Below are 16,662 nucleotides of genomic sequence, written 5' to 3' on the forward strand. Positions count from 1 at the left end.
ATGGCGAATATATGCCCCTGCGCCAGCAAGTGTTATGGCCAGATAAGCCGCTGGCATTCAGTGCTGTACCTGGTGATGATACTGCTCTGCACTTTGGTGTGTATCACACAGGTGAACTCATCTGTTGCCTTTCCGCATTTTCCCTGGCTGAGGGGCACTGGCAGATACGCAAGTTTGCCACTTTGCCTCAATGGCAGCGTAAAGGGTTTGGCACAATCCTGCTAACCACAGTGCTAAAACAACTGGAACAACAAGGTGCGCAGCGTTTTGAGCTGGACGCCCGGCAAACTGCCTGTGCATTTTATGAGAAACTGGGGTTTGCCCCCTGTTCTGCGCCTTTCGAGAAATCAGGCTTGCCCTATATCCGTATGGCGAGACATCTGCTTACCTGAAGGTACATAAGGTTACATCAGGAAACAAAATCCATGCATATTAATTCATAGCGGGCGTGTCTAATGCTGTCCTGTTTATTTATTTTTATCGATGCGCTACTTGTCCATGTTCAAAGCAGTTTCATCGGGAGAGGTTATGTCCAAGTCCATAGCGTTACTGTTATCCGTGCTGTTGCTTAGCACCAGCGTGTTGCCATTTGCCTGCGCGCATGCTGATGATGAAACAGCGGCGCCCGCAGCACAAACCAGCGGGCAGGATCCTTACGCCATTACGTCGTTCACCGCTGATTTTAAGCATTTCAGTATTGGCGACATTGTGCCTGAACTTTATCGTTCAAAAACCTATGAAATTGACAAGTGGCAGCTCCGCCACCTGCCTGCGCCAGAGCCCGACAGCCACTGGACCTACATGGGTGGTGATTATGTACTCATTACCAATGCCGAAGGCAAAGTTCTGCGCGCAGAAGAAGGTAACATTTTTTACGAGCATTAATGGCCCGCGAAATTTAATTTTTTGCCTTCACTACCAGCACGGTGAGCCCTGAGCCACCGTGTTGTTTCCTGGCTTCCACCTCCGTTTGTTACAGGGCAACCTGTTGTCCCCCTTTGATAGTGCTCCCCACAGTTTGTGACCTTATTCGCATTTAAATGTTTCATAGTTGTTATACTCGCCAAAATTACGAATGAAAGTAAATATAATTCATTCGAAGATAAAACAGGAGCCAACGATGAAAGATACATTCACTGCACAAACTCTGCCTGAAGATGTCAAAGCCAGCATTGTGAACATGAAACGAGCCCTGCGGGCCCAAATTGGTGATGTGGCCGGTTTGTTTAAACACGTTGAAGCCAAAATTACTCATGAACTGGCTGCAGCCCGGGAAGATGAACAGCGCTATGGCACCGCCTGGCCAGTTGCTAGCCGCGAAGAAATTTTGTCGGGTAATATCAGTGATACTCTGCGGGCGCGCGTCAAACGGCGGGGTTGCCTGGTGGTTAAACAACATTTCCCGCGCGAGCAGGCTCTCGCCTGGGATCAGTCCATGCTGAACTACCTGGACACCAATAAATTCGATGACATTTACCGCGGCCCGGGTGATAACTTTTTTGGTTCTCTGGAAGCTTCGCGCCCGGAGATTTACCCGATTTACTGGTCTCGTGCCCAAATGGAGGCTCGCCAAAGTGACTCAATGGCAGGTGTTCAGTCATTTCTGAATCGTTTGTGGTCATTTGAATCGCAAGGAAAACAATGGTTTGATCCCGATGTCAGCATTATTTACCCTGACCGGATCCGCCGCCGTTTACCCGGCACCACATCAAAAGGATTAGGTGCCCACACTGACTCAGGCGCACTGGAGCGCTGGTTATTACCGGCTTACCAGCAAGTATTCCGCCATATCTTCAATAACCAGTTTGACCAGTATGACCCGTGGGATGCCGCCTGGCGGACAGACGTTGACGAATATGATGTCGATAACACGACTAAGTGCTCGGTTTTTCGCACTTTTCAGGGCTGGACTGCGCTGTCAGACATGCAACCTGGCCAGGGTTTACTGCATGTAGTGCCGGTCCCCGAAGCGATGGCGCTGGTACTCCTGCGCCCATTACTGGATGATGTTCCGGAAGATGAACTCTGTGGCGTTGCACCTGGCCGTGTGTTACCCATCAGTGAGCAATGGCATCCGCTTCTGGCAAACGGGTTATGCAGCATTCCGCAACTGGAAGCAGGTGACTCTGTCTGGTGGCACTGCGATGTTATTCACGCCGTAGCGCCGGTAGAAAACCAGCAAGGCTTCGGTAATGTCATGTATATTCCGGCAGCTCCTTTGTGTGATAAAAACCGCCGCTATGCCCGGCGCGTAGTCGAAGCGCTGGAACAAGGCGCTTCACCGGGCGATTTTCCCCGTGAAAACTACGAACAGCACTGGCAGGACAGGTTCCTGATTGCGGATTTAAACGATAATGGCCGCCGCAGCTTAGGGATAAGCCTGTACCACGTCTGACACCGCGCTGGCGCTCTGCCATTTACAGGGTGCCAGAACTGCTGCGCCTTTCTGCCAGGCCTGCCTTTTTGTTACACTGGCAAAATCAAGGGTAATCAGTGAACTGAAACATGAATGCACGCCATCAAAAAATAATCCAGTTAGTGAACGACAAAGGCAGCGTCAGCGTTAACGAATTATCGCACCTTACGGGTGTTTCTGAAGTCACCATCCGCCAGGATCTGACGGCACTGGAGCGCGAAAACTACTTAAAGCGTGTTCACGGTTCTGCCATTGCTATGGATCTGGAAGATGTCGGCGTACGCATGAATACCCGGTTTCCACTGAAGAAGACTCTCGCAGAATACGCGGCCTCGCAGGTGAAAGACGGTGAATCGGTGTTTATTGAAGGCGGCAGTACTAACGCACTGTTGGCACGCAGCCTTGCTGATAACCCGTCAATAACCCTGGTGACAGTCAGCCACTATATTGCTCAACTCCTGAAAAATGCCCGTTGTGAAGTGATTGTTCTGGGCGGGTTATACCAAAAAGGGAGTGAGTCTGTTGTTGGCCCGTTAACCCGCCTGTGTATCCAGCATGTGCATTTTCAAAAAGCGTTTATTGGCGTTGATGGCTGGCACAAAGATACCGGGTTTACCGGGCGCAACATGATGCGTAGTGACGTGGTTTGTGCGCTTCTGGATAAAGGCATTGAGGCCATCGCGTTAACCGACTCATCAAAATTCGGAATCATTCACCCTTACCCATTATCGACAGAAAACCATGGGTTTCGCCATGTAATAACCGACTCCCAACTGCCTGCGGACGCCCTGAAATGCATGCAAGAGCAGGGTATTCAGGTAGACCAGGTCACCGATGCAGCCGCTATTGCATAACAGCGCAAAGCCTTATGGCAACGGCTTTCCCTGCTAAAAATAAGGCAGATAAATATCGCTTCGTTGCCTCGCTATGGCACTGATTTAACTCCGGCTGGTTCATAAATAGTACTTCATAAGTAATACTTCATACATGTTACTTGTGAAGTACCACCTGTGAAGTGACACTTCACACCTCATAATGATTCATTCATACTGTGCGCGTTTACTGCCTACCCTTGCTGAAAGGGCAGGCCAGCAAAGAATACGTAATACATATGAAGTGATAAGTATTACTTCATACTTAACATTGGAGGTTGCAATGATAACAATTGTGGGTTGTAACAAGGGTGGTGCCGCCAAGACAACAACAGCGATTAACCTTGCTGTCGGCCTTGCGCAACAGGGCAACGATGTGTGCCTGGTGGATGCAGATGTGCAACGTTCCGCCGCCAGGTGGATTGGTGAACGGGAAGAAGCGCGGTTAAGCCCTGCCATCACTCTGGTGGAAAAACGGGATAATATCGCCGCCACATTGCGAAGCCTGAACGAGAAATACACCCACGTTATTGTTGATGTAACCGGTCGTAACAGCCGCGAACTGGTAACGGGTGGTACTGTGGCTGATATTATTATCGCCCCGCACCAAAGTTCACAACTGGATCTCGATACGCTTATTGAGCTGCAACAGCAGGTTATCTCATGGCGCGACCTTAACCCGGAACTAAAAGTGTTCGGTTACCAGACGATGGCGACCACCAACCCGCTGATTCGCGGCAATGAGCGCTATGAATTTCTGGAATACATTAAAGAATTCCCGGAAATCACTCCACTTAATGCCATAGCCTGCTTTCGCAAGGTTTACCGTGATGTCATGCCTCAGGGGAAATCCGTTATGGAAACCAGTAATGAGCAGGCGAAAAATGAAGTGCTTGCACTGATTAAGGAGGTGTTCTGATGGCACTGAAAAAACCCAGCCAGCAGGCATCCGCCACCCGGAAATATGCCAGTGACCAGGACATCGAACAACTGGCAGAGCGCCTGGCAGGCAAACCTTACGGTTCACCGGGTAACAGCGCACCAGTTACAGAAGCGGAAGACCCACTGAAACGCACCACTATTTCGCTGCCAGCATCGTTACTGGATAAAACCGAAGATACGGCACTGCGCAATAAACGCAGTGGCCGCGACCCAAAAAGTGTCAGTGCATTGATTCGTGATGCGCTGGCGGAATACTTTAAAAACCATCCATAATAAAACAAACCCCACCGCACCTGCCTGTTGTGCAGCCGCTGTGGGGTTGGGCACCAAAGTATGGTTATCAGAATGGACATGTATTAATTCATATCCACATCATTCATAAATACATCATTCATAAGTATGAAGTATTACGCCTGGCCTGAGTAGCTGTTATTTGTTGCCACGCGCACTCCTTGCCCCTGCACACTTTAATACTCTCCACCTCACATTTATTACTTCGCATGTATTACTTCATATTTATTACATAACACTTATGCTTTACGGAGTTCACGCCACACTACAGGCGAGTGTGGCGCCAGTTGCGGTGTCACAACACATGTTCAGTACGGGCGATAATGTCATCCTGGGTATCCGGCGACAGCGCAGTAAAGAATGCCGAATATCCGGCCACCCGCACCACCAGGTCACGGTACTGGTCCGGATGCTTTTTCGCTTCAACCAGTGTTTCCCGGGAAACAATGTTGTACTGAATATGCCAGCCTTTATAGGTTTCAAAGAAAGTGCGCAGTAAAAACATCAGTTTTTCGCGGTCTGCCGGGTTATCCAGGGTAGAAGGGTTGAGCTTCTGGTTAAGTAACACGCCCCCCAGAATTGAGCCTGTGGGCAATTTGCCGACTGAACTGATAACCGCGGTGGGGCCAAGGTGATCGGTGCCAGATGCAGGGCTTGCCCCCTCCGCCAGTGGCGCATGGGCTTTGCGCCCGTCCGGGGTTGCCATCGTCGCCGCGCCAAATGGCACATTGGCAGAAATAGAAGAAGTGCCGGCATAGTAATCCCCGCCAACAGGGCCACGCCCGTGACGTGGGTTGTGGTACTGCTTCAGCTCATCAATATAAGTTTGATAAGCGCGTACTAGCAGTGCATCCACAGACTCATCGTCATTACCATATTTCGGGGCACGGTTAACCAGTATCTGGCGTAGCTGTTCAAACTCCGCACCTGCAAAATCGTCTGCCAGTGCGCTGGCCAGTTGTTGCTGACTGATTGCCTGGTCATCAAACACCAGTTGTTTCACTGCGGCCAGGCTGTTACCCAGGTTAGCTATACCAACTTGCAAACCAGAAACCCAGTCATATTTTGCCCCACCCTGTTTGATGGTTTTCGCCCGTTCAATACAGTTGTCCACTAACGCTGAACACAGAATATCGTGGGCATTTTCTTCCAGAACCGTATCCACGACGTATTCAATTTCAATAGATTTACGCGTGTAATAGCGAATCTGGTTATCCCAGGCGGCCAGCACAGATTCAAAATCAGCAAAGTTACCAGCGGCAAGGGCTTCAGGCTGAGCCAGGAATACCTTGCCACTGGTGGCATCACGGCCACCATCCAGCGCCGCCAGCATGACACGGGCAAAGTTGATAAAGCTCATGCCGGTACACCGGTAACCCCATTTGCCCCCTACTGCCGTTTCAATACACCCAATGGCAGCATATTGATACGCATCTTCCGGCAACACACCCAGGCGAATAAACTCAGGAATAACAATTTCATCGTTATTAAATGCCGGCATACCGAAACCACAGCGAATCACCTGCACACAAGCATCGAGAAAGTCATCGCCCATGCCTGCATGGTAGCGCACACTCAGGTTTGGTTGGGTTGAACGCAGCCGCCCACAGGATTCAAGAATGGACCAGGATAACGGGTTAACCGCATCTACCGGTTTACCATTTACCAGGTTCTGACCACCAATAGTCACATTCTGGTACAGCGGGCTGCCTGCGGAGGCTTTAGAATGAGAACCTGAACGGATCTTGTTAACTTCCAGCAGTTTCAGCCAGCAACTTTGCAGTAATTCAATGGCCTGCTCGCGGCTCAGCGATTGTTCCAGTTCAACATCGCGCCGGTACCAGGGGTAGAGATACTGATCCATGCGCCCGAAGGAAACAGAGTGGCCATTGGATTCAATTTGCAGAATCAACTGGATGAAATAGCACAACTGCAGCGCCTGCCAGAAAGTTTTCGGCGGCTCATGGGCAACCACATCGCAATTATGGGCGATTGCCAGCAACTCTTCCCGCCGTTCAGCCCGTGGTTCGCATTCCGCCATATGCCGGGCCAGGTCCGCATAACGGGTAATGTGCTGGCTGACCGCTTCCAGAGTGATATCTACCGCTTTTAAGAACTGCTCGCCATGCAAATCTTCCAGCACCGTCAGATTAATCAGTTCACGCCGGGTATTAACTGTTTCACGCAGCCCGTCCAGCCCCTTTTCAAGTAACACAGGAAAATCCACCGCCAGGTGGGCATCCCCGGAAGTCATATTGCCTTCTGCTTTGATAATACCAGTATCAAGTATGGCTTTTTGCTCGGCGGTAAACATGCCGTAACACCTGTCCTGCACCGTTTGCCCACGCCACCACGGGCATAGCTCGTGCAAAATTCGCTTATTCTCTTCACTTACGGAGAACCCGGCTCCCGGGCGTTCTGCCAGTTGATCAATTTCTTTCTCAATCCATGAAACGGTGTATTCCGGGAATATGGGGGCGGCACGCAGTTCGCTTGCCTGGTTTCCCACTATCAATTCGTCGTGCTGGATCCAGATAGTGCGCTGTGCCAGGTGATGGGCCAGAGCCAGTGCCCGGCGCACAGCTACCGGTTTGTCCATATTCTGCTGGTACACCTCGGTGTAATGCTGCGCGCGCTCGGTGCAAACAGGGGGTTTGACGATATGCACCAGAGCCGCTTTATGTGCCTTAATTCGGTCGGTCAGGACATCAAGTTTCAACTGTGTCATACAATTATCCTCGTAAAGTGGCTGCCAGGCCTTTTTGGTATGCATATGACTGAGCAAAAGTAAGCAAGGCCGGGTTATCAAGGGGCTTTCCCGGCGCTTCATAAGGCAGGCCAAGCAGGGCGTATTTGTTCATGCCCAGGGTGTGGTAAGGCAAAAAATGTATTTGTTCAACGCCGGGTAACCCGGCTGCAAAATCCACAATGCTGCGTACAGCACCTTCACTGGCATTAAACCCAGGAATTAAAGGCACACGGATAACGACCTGTGCGCCCTGTTCCGCAAGGCGTTGCAAGTTAGCCATAACTCGCCGTGCTGAGCCCCGGGTCCAGGTTTTGAATAACTCAGTGTTGGTATGTTTCAGGTCGGCCAGAAAAAGGCGGGTAAAAGGCAGGCAGGGTTCAATATTGTGCCAGGGAACATGCAGGCAGGTTTCCACGGCAGTGTGAATACCCTCCTCATGGCTGGCCTGCAACAGTGCCAGGGCTAATTCCGGGTTCATAAAAGGTTCGCCGCCAGAAAGCGTTACCCCGCCACCACTGCGCTGGTAAAACGGCTTATCACGCAACACCACCTGCATGATGTCTTCCACCGTGCGGTTTTCCCCGCATACAGTCAGCGCCTGGCTCGGGCAACACTTCACCAACGCCTTAACCGCACTACCCGAAAGTTTGCTACGGGCGATATCCAGCCCGCCGCCCGGTTTACGGCTAATTGCCTGAGGCGCTGCATGGCAGCAACGCGCGCAACCGGTGAGGCATAAACGGGCATCGAACAGCACTTCCTGTTCTGCACTGCGGCTTTCCGGGTTCTGGCACCACCGGCAAGCTAAAGAGCAACCTTTCAGGAAGACAACAGTGCGGATCCCGGGTCCGTCATGGGTGGAATACCGCTGGATATTGAAAATCATCTCGCCTCCTGACTGTGTTTCGTATAAAAATAAAAACACTTTCGAAAGAAAGAAAACTTGATTTTCGACAACAAAAATACGGCTCGCTGGCCTATGATGATGAAAAGCCGCGAACCATCACAATTTCAGGAGTTGAATATGGAGCTCTACCTCGATACCGCTGATATCCACGCTGTAAAAAAACTGGCCCGCATCCTTCCTCTTGCGGGTGTGACGACTAACCCCAGTATTGTTGCCAGCAGTAAACAACGGCCAGAAAACCTGTTGCCCGCGTTATATGATGCGCTGGGGGGAACCGGGCAATTGTTCGCCCAGGTGATGGCTGATACCGCGCAGGGAATGGTGGATGACGCAAGAAAACTACGGGCAATTATCGCGGACCTGGTAGTGAAAGTGCCGGTAACACCAGAAGGGCTGGCAGCGATTAAGTGCCTGAGCAAGGAAGGTATTCCCACACTGGGTACTGCCGTTTATGGTGCAGCTCAGGGGTTACTGTCTGCGCTGGCAGGCGCACGCTATGTTGCACCATACATTAACCGGGTGGATGCCCAGGGCGGGAGTGGTATTGAATTAGTGAATGACCTGCAGTCACTGTTAGTTCAACACGCGCCCCAGGCACAAGTACTGGCCGCCAGCTTTAAAACCCCCCGCCAGGCGCTGGACTGCCTGCTGGCAGGTTGCGGTGCCATCACACTGCCCGTGGATGTGGCGACGCAATTTATTTCTGCTCCGGCGGTAACAGCGGCGGTTGAGAAATTTGAGCAAGACTGGCTGGGCGCGTTCGGGAGTAAACAGTTATAAAGCGCGAAAGATTACACCGTGCCTCTGGCCGATGCGGCATCCGCCAGCACCAGGGGCACCTTATTCCCCCATACTCTCTCAACCAGGCCGTGTTTCATCGCCACCTAAACTTCCCCCTATTGGCCGCTATATCGACCCAAAAGAAGTGGCTGCACTGGTCAATTTTTTGGTCTCGCCAGAAGCGGGGGCAATAACCGGCCAGGAACACATTATTTGTGGTGGCGCATCATTATCCTGATCACTGTGCGCGTATATCACTAAAGTCATATGCGCCATTTCAGCACGCGACGAAGCCAATAATCAGGCCGGAATGATTCTTTCAACTCTCCAATATCCACCCCACAAAACAACCAATCTAACACATTGATATAATTTGTATTTTTCAAGATAAATAAAATATTACACTATATTCAATTGCAGGTAATAATCGCCAGCATTAGTTAACCATCCGGGAGAATTAAGCAGAACATTAGCACTTGATTTGAAGAGAGATTATGGTAGGGTTGATATTAACAACATATTTACACAGGGCAAAACAAGATAACTAAAACATCTATTATCATTGTAGCACAACGCAAAAAACCGTTAAAAATTGATGGCGTTAATTTTGTTTTCACCATCATCCGCATGAGCAAAAATCAATAATACGCCTGCTGCATCTCAGCGCCGCCGCATTATTGATGTGTGCTCCAAAAAATTATAAATCCGCCCTGCTATGGCGGAGAATAATATGCACAACATCATAAGGAACCGTTCCATGAAAAAGACCTTTCCTGTTGCACTCACCTTAATTTCCGCCGTACTGATGGCAACCGGGTCCGCAACGGCTGCTGGATTACCCGGCAAAGGTGTAACTGTTTACCCCGTACAAAGCCCACTCCCGGAAGAATCCTTTCAGACTGAACTGGTAAACCGCGCACTTGAAAAATTAGGCTACGATGTTAAGCCAACCAAAGAGGTGGATTACAACGTTGCGTATACAGCCATATCTGAGGGTGATGCCACTTATATGGCAGTTAACTGGGAACCGTTACAGAACGACATGTATAACTCAGCAGGCGGCGACAAAAAGTTTTACCGCAAAGGGACGTATATCAGTGGTGCCGCACAAGGGTATTTAATTGATAAGAAAACAGCCGACAAATACCATATTACTGATCTCTCCCAGCTTAAAGATCCGAAAATAGCAAAACTGTTCGACTCCACTGGTAATGGCAAGGCCGATTTAACGGGTTGTAATCCTGGCTGGAATTGTGGAGCTGTCATTGCTACACAAATCAAAGCATATGGGTTAAGCAATACTGTCGAGCAGAATCAGGGGAACTACTCCGCAATTATTGCAGAAACGCTGGCTCGTTATAAAGCAGGCAAGCCGGTATTATATTATGCCTGGACGCCTTACTGGGTAAGTTTTGTATTAAAACCAGGTAAAGATGTGGTATGGCTCACCGTGCCATTCTCCGCCAACCCTGGCGGGTTAAAAGGGCTGGATACCACCCTGCCAAATGGCAAGAATTATGGTTTCTCCGTTAATAACGAACACATTGTGGCGAATAAAGCATGGGCGGATAAAAACCCGGCAGCGGCAAAACTGTTTGCCATCATGAAACTTCCCCTGGAAGATGTGAATGCCCAGAACCTGCGGATGCATGAAGGCCAGGACTCCGCACAGGATGTTCAGCAACAAGTTGATGGCTGGATTAAAGCGCACCAAAGTACCTTCGATGGCTGGGTAAAACAGGCCATGGCTGCCGCTAATCAGTCTTAGTATCATTAACCAGGTTGTTATACTCCTCTGGCTTTCCGGGGGAGTATTTTGGTGAATAACGTTTGTATTTCACGGTGTTCCCACACAATTGTGTTGATTACTTCCCGATACATCAGGCCATTAATCTTTCTATTGTTATTGGTGTATATGTTATTGGTAACCTGCCGGGAACAACGGGGATAACCCCCGTTAATCCCGAAGATATAATCAGAATCCTGTAGCACTCAATTCCGGCTGACCACCTGCGCTTTTTCCAGCATGGCATGCAACAGCACATTGCCACCTTTTTCGACCTGTTCTGGTGAGGAATACTCAATTTCGTTATGGCTGATACCGTCTTTGCAAGGGATAAAAATCATCCCGGTGGGGGCGAGCATGCTCATATATACTGCATCGTGCCCGGCACCAGAGACAATATCCATATGGGAATAGCCCAACTGCTGAGCGGCACGGCGCACGGCATCTTTGCAGGATGGGTGGAAAGGCGCAGCCGGGTAGTGAGACACCTGCTCCAGCTTAACGCTCAGGCCACTTTCCTGTTCCACTTTGGCAATAAAGGCTTTCAGGGCAGCATCCATGTTATCGACATCGGCATCTGTCATGTTGCGGAAATCAATGGAAAACTTCACGCTGCCTGGCACCACGTTGCGGCTGTTGGGGTACACCTGCACCATACCCACTGTTCCCCGCCCATGGGGCGCAAACTGCCCGGCAATGGCGATCACTTCCTGCATAATCCGGGTGGAGACCTGGAGTGCATCCTGGCGCATAGCCATCGGAGTTGGCCCGGCATGGGATTCCATCCCGGTTACAGTACAGTCATACCAGCGGATCCCCAGCACGGCCTGCACCACGCCAATAGAAATATCCTGGTCTTCCAGAATCGGCCCCTGCTCAATGTGGGCTTCAAAATAAGCACCAATCGGGTGTTGCCCGGGAACTGCCGGCCCGGCATAACCAATTTTATGCAGCTCATCTTTTACGGTTTTTCCTGCGGGATCAGTAGCGGCATAGGCCTGCTCCAGAGTGAAAATACCGGCAAACACCCCGGAGCCCATCATCACCGGAACAAAGCGTGAACCTTCTTCGTTGGTCCAGAACACCATTTCTACGGGTGCTTCAGTTTCAATACCGTAGTCATTCAGAGTGCGAATCACTTCCAGGGCGGAAAGCACACCGAAGTTACCGTCGAATTTGCCGCCGGTGGGCTGGGTATCGATATGGCTGCCCGCGACAACAGGTGGCAGGCTGTTATCGCGCCCGGCACGGCGCATAAACACATTACCAATCTGGTCCACTTCTACAGATAACCCGGCTTCTTTGGCCCAGGACACCACCAGGTCGCGGCCCTGGCGGTCGAGATCCGTCAGTGTCAGGCGGCATACACCGCCTTTCGGCGTGGCACCAATTTCAGCCAGGCGCATCAGTGAATCCCACAAGCGTTGGCCATTAATGCGCAGGCTCTGGATATCTGCCGTTTTTTTCGTTGCGGATAATACTTCACTTGTCATGACTTTCTCCTTCCTTCATTGAATTCGAATAACAGGGTATTAACGCGCTACTGCCTGTGGTGCCCGCTGGCGCTCCCAGGCTGCTGCCGCACTGAAATCCGGCCCAAATGCCGGGCGTTTGATATAGCGCCCGGCACCTTCGCGGGCACGTAACTCACCATCAGCCCAAACCACAACCCCCTGGCTGAGGGTAAACACCGGAACGCCGGTGACGGTCCGGCCTTCAAACACATTGAAATCATTACGGGAGTGATGGGTGGCGGCAGATAACGTTTTGCTGCCTGCCGGGTCCCACAACACCAGGTCTGCATCCGCACCCGGCGCAACACAGCCTTTACGCGGGTACAGGTTAAACAAGCGGGCGGTGTTGGCAGAGGTGATTGCCACAAACTCACTGGGCGTCAGCCGGCCACTGTTGACACCGGCATCCCAAATGACTGCCATACGCTCTTCCACCCCGCCGCACCCGTTGGGAATTTTGGTGAAACTGTCGCTGCCCATGGCTTTCTGGCTGGCGCAGAACGTGCAGTGATCTGTCGCAGTGGTATGTAACTGGCCGGATTGCAGCCCGTGCCATAACGCACTTTGGTGGGATTTATCACGAAATGGCGGGCTCATCACATGGGCGGCGGCAACGGTGAAATCGGGGTGGCGATACACGCTGTCATCAATAACCAGGTGCCCGGCAAGCACCTCGCCATACACCCGCTGGCCACGGTTGCGGGCACGGGCAATGGCTTCGGCAGATTCACGGCAGGAAACGTGCACCACATAAATAGGTACGCCCATAATGCTGGCAACAGTAATTGCCCGGTTGGCGGCTTCGCCTTCCACTTCTGGCGGGCGCGATAACGGGTGAGCTTCGGGGCCAGTAATCCCCTGCTTCAGCATTTCTTGTTGCAGGAGATACACCATTTCGCCGTTTTCAGCATGGACGGTGGGCATTGCGCCCAGCTCCAGGCAACGGCGGAAGCTGTTCATCAGGGTTTCGTCATCACACATAATGGCGTTCTTATAGGCCATAAAGTGTTTAAAGCTGTTCACCCCTTCTTCACGCACCAGCGTGCCCATATCCCGGCGAACACTCTCATCCCACCAGGTTATCGCCACATGGAAGCTGTAGTCAGATGCGGCTTTTTCTGCCCAGCCGCGCCACTGATGGTAAGCTTCCATCAAGGGCTGCTGCGGGTTTGGTATCACAAAATCAATAATGGTTGTGGTGCCTCCCGCCAGAGCCGCCGAAGTCCCACTGTAGAAATCATCTACCGTGGTGGTGCCCATAAACGGGAAATTCATATGTGTATGTGGGTCTATGCCACCGGGCATCACGTACAACCCACCGGCATCCAGCGTTTCAGTGCCCGCCGGAATATCCCACTGAGCGGCATCACCCACGGCAACAATCTTCCCGCCCGCACACAGCACATCGGCGCGTTGCTGGTAATCGGCATTCACCACCGTACCGCCTTTAATCAACACATTACCCATTGTTTTCTCCTTTCTGTTCAGGGTTCAGGCGGTGGTTGCCATCGGGTTATTGGGGTGCGTTGTCCAGTTGGCATACTGGTCGGTCACCACTTTACCGGTGCGTTTATCCACTTCGCCGGGTTGCAAACTACGCAGAGAAATACAGTTTTCTACCGGGCAGACAGAAGCGCACAGGTTGCAGCCAACGCAGTCTTCTTCGCGCACTTCAAAGTGGCGTTCACCGTCTTGTAAGGTAGAGATGGCCTGGTGAGAGGTGTCTTCACACACCAGGTGGCAACGCCCGCATTTAATACACAGGCTTTGATCAATGACGGCTTTATCAACATGATTAAGGTTGAGGTAACGCCAGTCGGTAACACTGCCCAGCGCCATGCCGCGGAAATCTTCAATGGTGCGGAACCCTTTTTGATCCATGTAGTTTTCCAGGCCGCTAATCATGTCGCGCACAATCTGGAAACCATTGACCATCACGGCTGTACACACCTGAACGTTGCCACAACCGAGCGCGATAAATTCCGCCGCATCGCGCCAGGTGGAAATCCCGCCGATACCGGAAATCGGCAGCCCCTGGGTTTGCGCATCGCGGCCAATTTCCGACACCATATTCAGGGCAATGGGTTTCACCGCCGGGCCACAATAGCCGCCGTGAGAACCTTTATTGCCGGTATGGGGTGTCATCAGCATGGAATCCAGGTCAACGCCCATCACGGAGTTGATGGTGTTGATCAGTGAAACGGCATCTGCGCCACCCACCCGCGCAGCTCTGGCGGGGTAGCGGATGTCGGTGATATTTGGGGTCAGTTTGACGATAACCGGCAGGCTGCAATACTGTTTGCACCAGCGGGTGACCATCTCAATATATTCCGGCACCTGGCCTACTGCCGCGCCCATGCCCCGTTCACTCATTCCGTGCGGGCAACCAAAGTTCAGTTCAATGCCATCAGCGCCAGTCGCTTCCACCTGCGGCAAAATAGTTTTCCAGGCATCTTCTTCGCAGGGCACCATGACAGAGACCACTATCGCCCGGTCCGGCCAGCGTTTTTTCACCTGGGTAATTTCTTCCAGGTTAACCGCGAGGCTGCGGTCGGTGATAAGTTCTATATTATTCAGGCCAAGTACTTTGCGGTCTGCGCCACGCAACGTGCTGTACCGTGGGCCGCTTACGTTAACGACATGTGGGTCAAGCCCGAGGGTTTTCCACACCACGCCACCCCAGCCTGCGGCAAATGCGCGTTCCACATTCAGGGCTTTGTCGGTTGGCGGCGCAGAGGCAAGCCAGAAAGGGTTAGGACTGTGGATACCTAAAAAATTACTATGTAAATCAGCCATGAGCGTGCTCCCCGGCGAAATCAGCGTGAGATGTAGCAACAGAAAGTGCCTGTGCAATGGAACCTGCGGCGATTTTTCCCTGCCGCACCGCATCAACCGTGAGATCAAGGCCACCGAAGCAACAGTCGCCCCCGGCCCAGACGCCCGGTAACGAGGTCTGGCCCTGCTCATTAATTAAGATGCGGCCCTGTTTAAGGGTTATCGCCGTTCCTGCCGGAGCCGGGTCGTAAGCCTGGCCAATCGCTTTCAACACCCAGTCAGCAGCCAGGGTGTAGCGTTCACCAGTGTCCACCAGGCCGGTGTCACTTTGGGCCATTACACTGAATGTCACGCCAGTCACCTGGTTATTTTGCTGTTGATACGCCAGCGGTGCAGACCAGTAACGCAGCGTGACACCGTTGTCTTTGGCAAACGCCTGCTCTTTGGGTGAGGCTTTCATGGCGTCAGCCCCGCGGCGGTATACCAAAGTGACGTCACGCGCACCGAGCTTCTTCGCCTGAACGGCGGCATCAATCGCCGTCATACCGCCGCCAATCACCACCACGTTACGGCCAACAGGCAACTGGCGGAGGTCCGTGCTCTGGCGCAGGCGGGCAATAAAATCAACGGCATCCATGACGCCTGCGGGTTCTGCTGAACCCAGGCTGGCGTCGTTAACAGCCGCAAGGCCCAGGCCGAGAAAAACCGCGTCATACTCTTCACGCAGGGTATTAAGCTGCACATCCTGCCCCAGGCGGGTTTGTGGGTGAAAATGAATGCCGCCTACAGACAACAGCCATGCCACCTCTTTGCTGGCAAAATTTTCGCCCACTTTGTAACGGGCAAGGCCATATTCATTCAGCCCCCCGGCTTTGGGGCTGGCGTCAAACATATCCACGTCGTGGCCTGCAACTGCAAGTTGATGCGCAACTGTCAGGCCTGCCGGGCCTGCACCAACCACGGCCACACGCTTCCCGGTGGCGGGAGCACGAACAAACAACGGCTTGCCACCATCGGCAAAGAACTGGTCAGTGGCAAAACGCTGGAGCAATGCAATGTTCAGCGGTTTGCCATCCTGCGCGTTACGCACACATGCCTGCTGGCACAGGTTTTCTGTTGGGCAAACCCGGCTGCAAATACCGCCCAGCACATTGGCTGTAAGAATCAGTTCGGCAGCGCCACGCGTATTGTTTTGCGCCACGCGGTGAATAAAACCTGGGACATCGATATCAGCCGGGCACGCCTGGCTACAGGGTGCGTCATAGCAGTAGTGGCAACGGTCAGCTTCTGTTACAGCCTGGTGTGCTGTGAGTGGGGTTTCGCAATCGGCAAACTCACGCGCGTAATCTGCCGGGGCTAATCTGCCAGCCTGTACGCCAGCCAGATCAATACCCAAAGGCGCATGCTTATTCACAAGCCACCTCCTGCACTTGCCAAAAAATGAAACAGGGGCAGCTCGGTGGGGCAACGAACAACAACATACTGCGGGACGTCTCTGCTCATTATGCTTCTCCTGAAAGATGCAGCTCCCGAAAAGGCTGGCTGCAAATTTTTGACCAAATGGTTAAGTTTTCAGGAATACCCATGCGATTTGCATGCCATTTATTTCATCTTCCTTTAACCTTGCAGA

General features: G+C 52.1%; 14 protein-coding genes and 1 pseudogene. 9 read left to right on the forward strand and 6 right to left on the reverse strand.

Features of this window, described 5'->3' with window-relative positions; translation table 11 throughout:
- Positions 1–11: 11 nt before the first annotated feature.
- The 6 genes from A9B99_RS24325 to A9B99_RS20875 all read left to right on the forward strand — a co-directional run bounded on the left by A9B99_RS24325 (position 12) and on the right by A9B99_RS20875 (position 4,503).
- A complete protein-coding gene (locus A9B99_RS24325; RefSeq protein WP_231889228.1) occupies positions 12–392 on the forward strand; it encodes a GNAT family N-acetyltransferase in 381 nt (126 codons plus the stop codon).
- Between the two features lie 136 nt (positions 393–528).
- Positions 529–885: an RcnB family protein gene (locus tag A9B99_RS20855; protein ID WP_064600910.1), complete on the forward strand. Its 357-nt coding sequence runs from the start codon at positions 529–531 to the stop codon at positions 883–885.
- 235 nt (positions 886–1,120) lie between these two features.
- Positions 1,121–2,395, forward strand: a complete 1,275-nt coding sequence (locus A9B99_RS20860; RefSeq protein WP_064600912.1) for a DUF1479 domain-containing protein — start codon at positions 1,121–1,123, stop codon at positions 2,393–2,395.
- Positions 2,396–2,505: 110 nt separating this feature from the next.
- A complete protein-coding gene (locus tag A9B99_RS20865) occupies positions 2,506–3,270 on the forward strand; it encodes a DeoR/GlpR family DNA-binding transcription regulator (protein WP_064600914.1) in 765 nt (254 codons plus the stop codon).
- A gap of 301 nt (positions 3,271–3,571) precedes the next feature.
- Entirely contained in the window at positions 3,572–4,207 is a 636-nt protein-coding gene (locus A9B99_RS20870; protein ID WP_064601027.1) for a division plane positioning ATPase MipZ, read from the forward strand.
- Positions 4,207–4,503, forward strand: coding sequence for a hypothetical protein (locus A9B99_RS20875; protein ID WP_064600916.1), 297 nt, complete (start codon positions 4,207–4,209; stop codon positions 4,501–4,503). Before A9B99_RS20870 ends, A9B99_RS20875 begins: the two co-directional genes overlap by 1 nt.
- A 313-nt stretch (positions 4,504–4,816) precedes the next feature.
- Here A9B99_RS20875 and A9B99_RS20880 read toward each other — a convergent pair whose 3' ends face one another.
- Both A9B99_RS20880 and A9B99_RS20885 read right to left on the reverse strand, forming a co-directional pair.
- Complete coding sequence (locus tag A9B99_RS20880; protein ID WP_064600918.1) at positions 4,817–7,249, reverse strand: formate C-acetyltransferase/glycerol dehydratase family glycyl radical enzyme; 2,433 nt, start codon at positions 7,247–7,249, stop codon at positions 4,817–4,819.
- A 4-nt stretch (positions 7,250–7,253) separates the two neighbouring features.
- On the reverse strand, positions 7,254–8,156 hold the full coding sequence (locus A9B99_RS20885; protein ID WP_064600921.1) for a glycyl-radical enzyme activating protein: 903 nt from the start codon (positions 8,154–8,156) through the stop codon (positions 7,254–7,256).
- A gap of 138 nt (positions 8,157–8,294) precedes the next feature.
- Here A9B99_RS20885 and fsa point away from each other — a divergent pair, with 138 nt between their 5' ends.
- From fsa to proX, 3 genes and pseudogenes are all read left to right on the forward strand, one after another.
- Entirely contained in the window at positions 8,295–8,957 is a 663-nt protein-coding gene (gene fsa / locus A9B99_RS20890; RefSeq protein ID WP_064601029.1) for a fructose-6-phosphate aldolase, read from the forward strand.
- 46 nt (positions 8,958–9,003) lie between these two features.
- Positions 9,004–9,195, forward strand: a pseudogene (locus A9B99_RS23465) (SDR family oxidoreductase); the annotation flags it as partial.
- Positions 9,196–9,714: 519 nt separating this feature from the next.
- Entirely contained in the window at positions 9,715–10,725 is a 1,011-nt protein-coding gene (proX, locus tag A9B99_RS20895; RefSeq protein WP_064600923.1) for a glycine betaine/L-proline ABC transporter substrate-binding protein ProX, read from the forward strand.
- A 224-nt stretch (positions 10,726–10,949) separates the two neighbouring features.
- Here the strand turns inward: proX and A9B99_RS20900 are convergent, their stop codons facing one another.
- From A9B99_RS20900 to A9B99_RS20915, 4 genes are read right to left on the reverse strand one after another with little or no spacing between them, the layout of a single operon-like run.
- Positions 10,950–12,236: a Zn-dependent hydrolase gene (locus A9B99_RS20900; protein ID WP_064600925.1), complete on the reverse strand. Its 1,287-nt coding sequence runs from the start codon at positions 12,234–12,236 to the stop codon at positions 10,950–10,952.
- 39 nt (positions 12,237–12,275) lie between these two features.
- Positions 12,276–13,724 (reverse strand): dihydropyrimidinase, encoded by a 1,449-nt coding sequence (gene hydA / locus A9B99_RS20905; RefSeq protein ID WP_064600927.1) that lies wholly within the window; start codon positions 13,722–13,724, stop codon positions 12,276–12,278.
- 24 nt (positions 13,725–13,748) lie between these two features.
- The gene (gene preA / locus A9B99_RS20910; RefSeq protein ID WP_064600929.1) at positions 13,749–15,053 is read right to left on the reverse strand and encodes an NAD-dependent dihydropyrimidine dehydrogenase subunit PreA; all 1,305 of its coding nucleotides are present in this window, start codon (positions 15,051–15,053) and stop codon (positions 13,749–13,751) included.
- Positions 15,046–16,446 (reverse strand): NAD(P)-dependent oxidoreductase, encoded by a 1,401-nt coding sequence (locus A9B99_RS20915; RefSeq protein ID WP_197499302.1) that lies wholly within the window; start codon positions 16,444–16,446, stop codon positions 15,046–15,048. Before A9B99_RS20915 ends, preA begins: the two co-directional genes overlap by 8 nt.
- Positions 16,447–16,662: the final 216 nt, after the last annotated feature.

Origin of the sequence: Mangrovibacter phragmitis (assembly GCF_001655675.1) — a bacterium.
In the GTDB taxonomy this organism is placed as follows: domain Bacteria; phylum Pseudomonadota; class Gammaproteobacteria; order Enterobacterales; family Enterobacteriaceae; genus Mangrovibacter; species Mangrovibacter phragmitis.

Excerpts from the sequence above, each read along its gene's own strand:
- A9B99_RS24325 (WP_231889228.1), top strand. The coding sequence starts at position 12 with ATGCCCCTGCGCCAGCAAGTGTTATGGCCAGATAAGCCGCTGGCATTC.
- A9B99_RS20855 (WP_064600910.1), top strand. The coding sequence starts at position 529 with ATGTCCAAGTCCATAGCGTTACTGTTATCCGTGCTGTTGCTTAGCACC.
- A9B99_RS20860 (WP_064600912.1), top strand. The coding sequence starts at position 1,121 with ATGAAAGATACATTCACTGCACAAACTCTGCCTGAAGATGTCAAAGCC.
- A9B99_RS20865 (WP_064600914.1), top strand. The coding sequence starts at position 2,506 with ATGAATGCACGCCATCAAAAAATAATCCAGTTAGTGAACGACAAAGGC.
- A9B99_RS20870 (WP_064601027.1), top strand. The coding sequence starts at position 3,572 with ATGATAACAATTGTGGGTTGTAACAAGGGTGGTGCCGCCAAGACAACA.
- A9B99_RS20875 (WP_064600916.1), top strand. The coding sequence starts at position 4,207 with ATGGCACTGAAAAAACCCAGCCAGCAGGCATCCGCCACCCGGAAATAT.
- A9B99_RS20880 (WP_064600918.1), bottom strand. The coding sequence starts at position 7,249 with ATGACACAGTTGAAACTTGATGTCCTGACCGACCGAATTAAGGCACAT.
- A9B99_RS20885 (WP_064600921.1), bottom strand. The coding sequence starts at position 8,156 with ATGATTTTCAATATCCAGCGGTATTCCACCCATGACGGACCCGGGATC.
- fsa (WP_064601029.1), top strand. The coding sequence starts at position 8,295 with ATGGAGCTCTACCTCGATACCGCTGATATCCACGCTGTAAAAAAACTG.
- proX (WP_064600923.1), top strand. The coding sequence starts at position 9,715 with ATGAAAAAGACCTTTCCTGTTGCACTCACCTTAATTTCCGCCGTACTG.
- A9B99_RS20900 (WP_064600925.1), bottom strand. The coding sequence starts at position 12,236 with ATGACAAGTGAAGTATTATCCGCAACGAAAAAAACGGCAGATATCCAG.
- hydA (WP_064600927.1), bottom strand. The coding sequence starts at position 13,724 with ATGGGTAATGTGTTGATTAAAGGCGGTACGGTGGTGAATGCCGATTAC.
- preA (WP_064600929.1), bottom strand. The coding sequence starts at position 15,053 with ATGGCTGATTTACATAGTAATTTTTTAGGTATCCACAGTCCTAACCCT.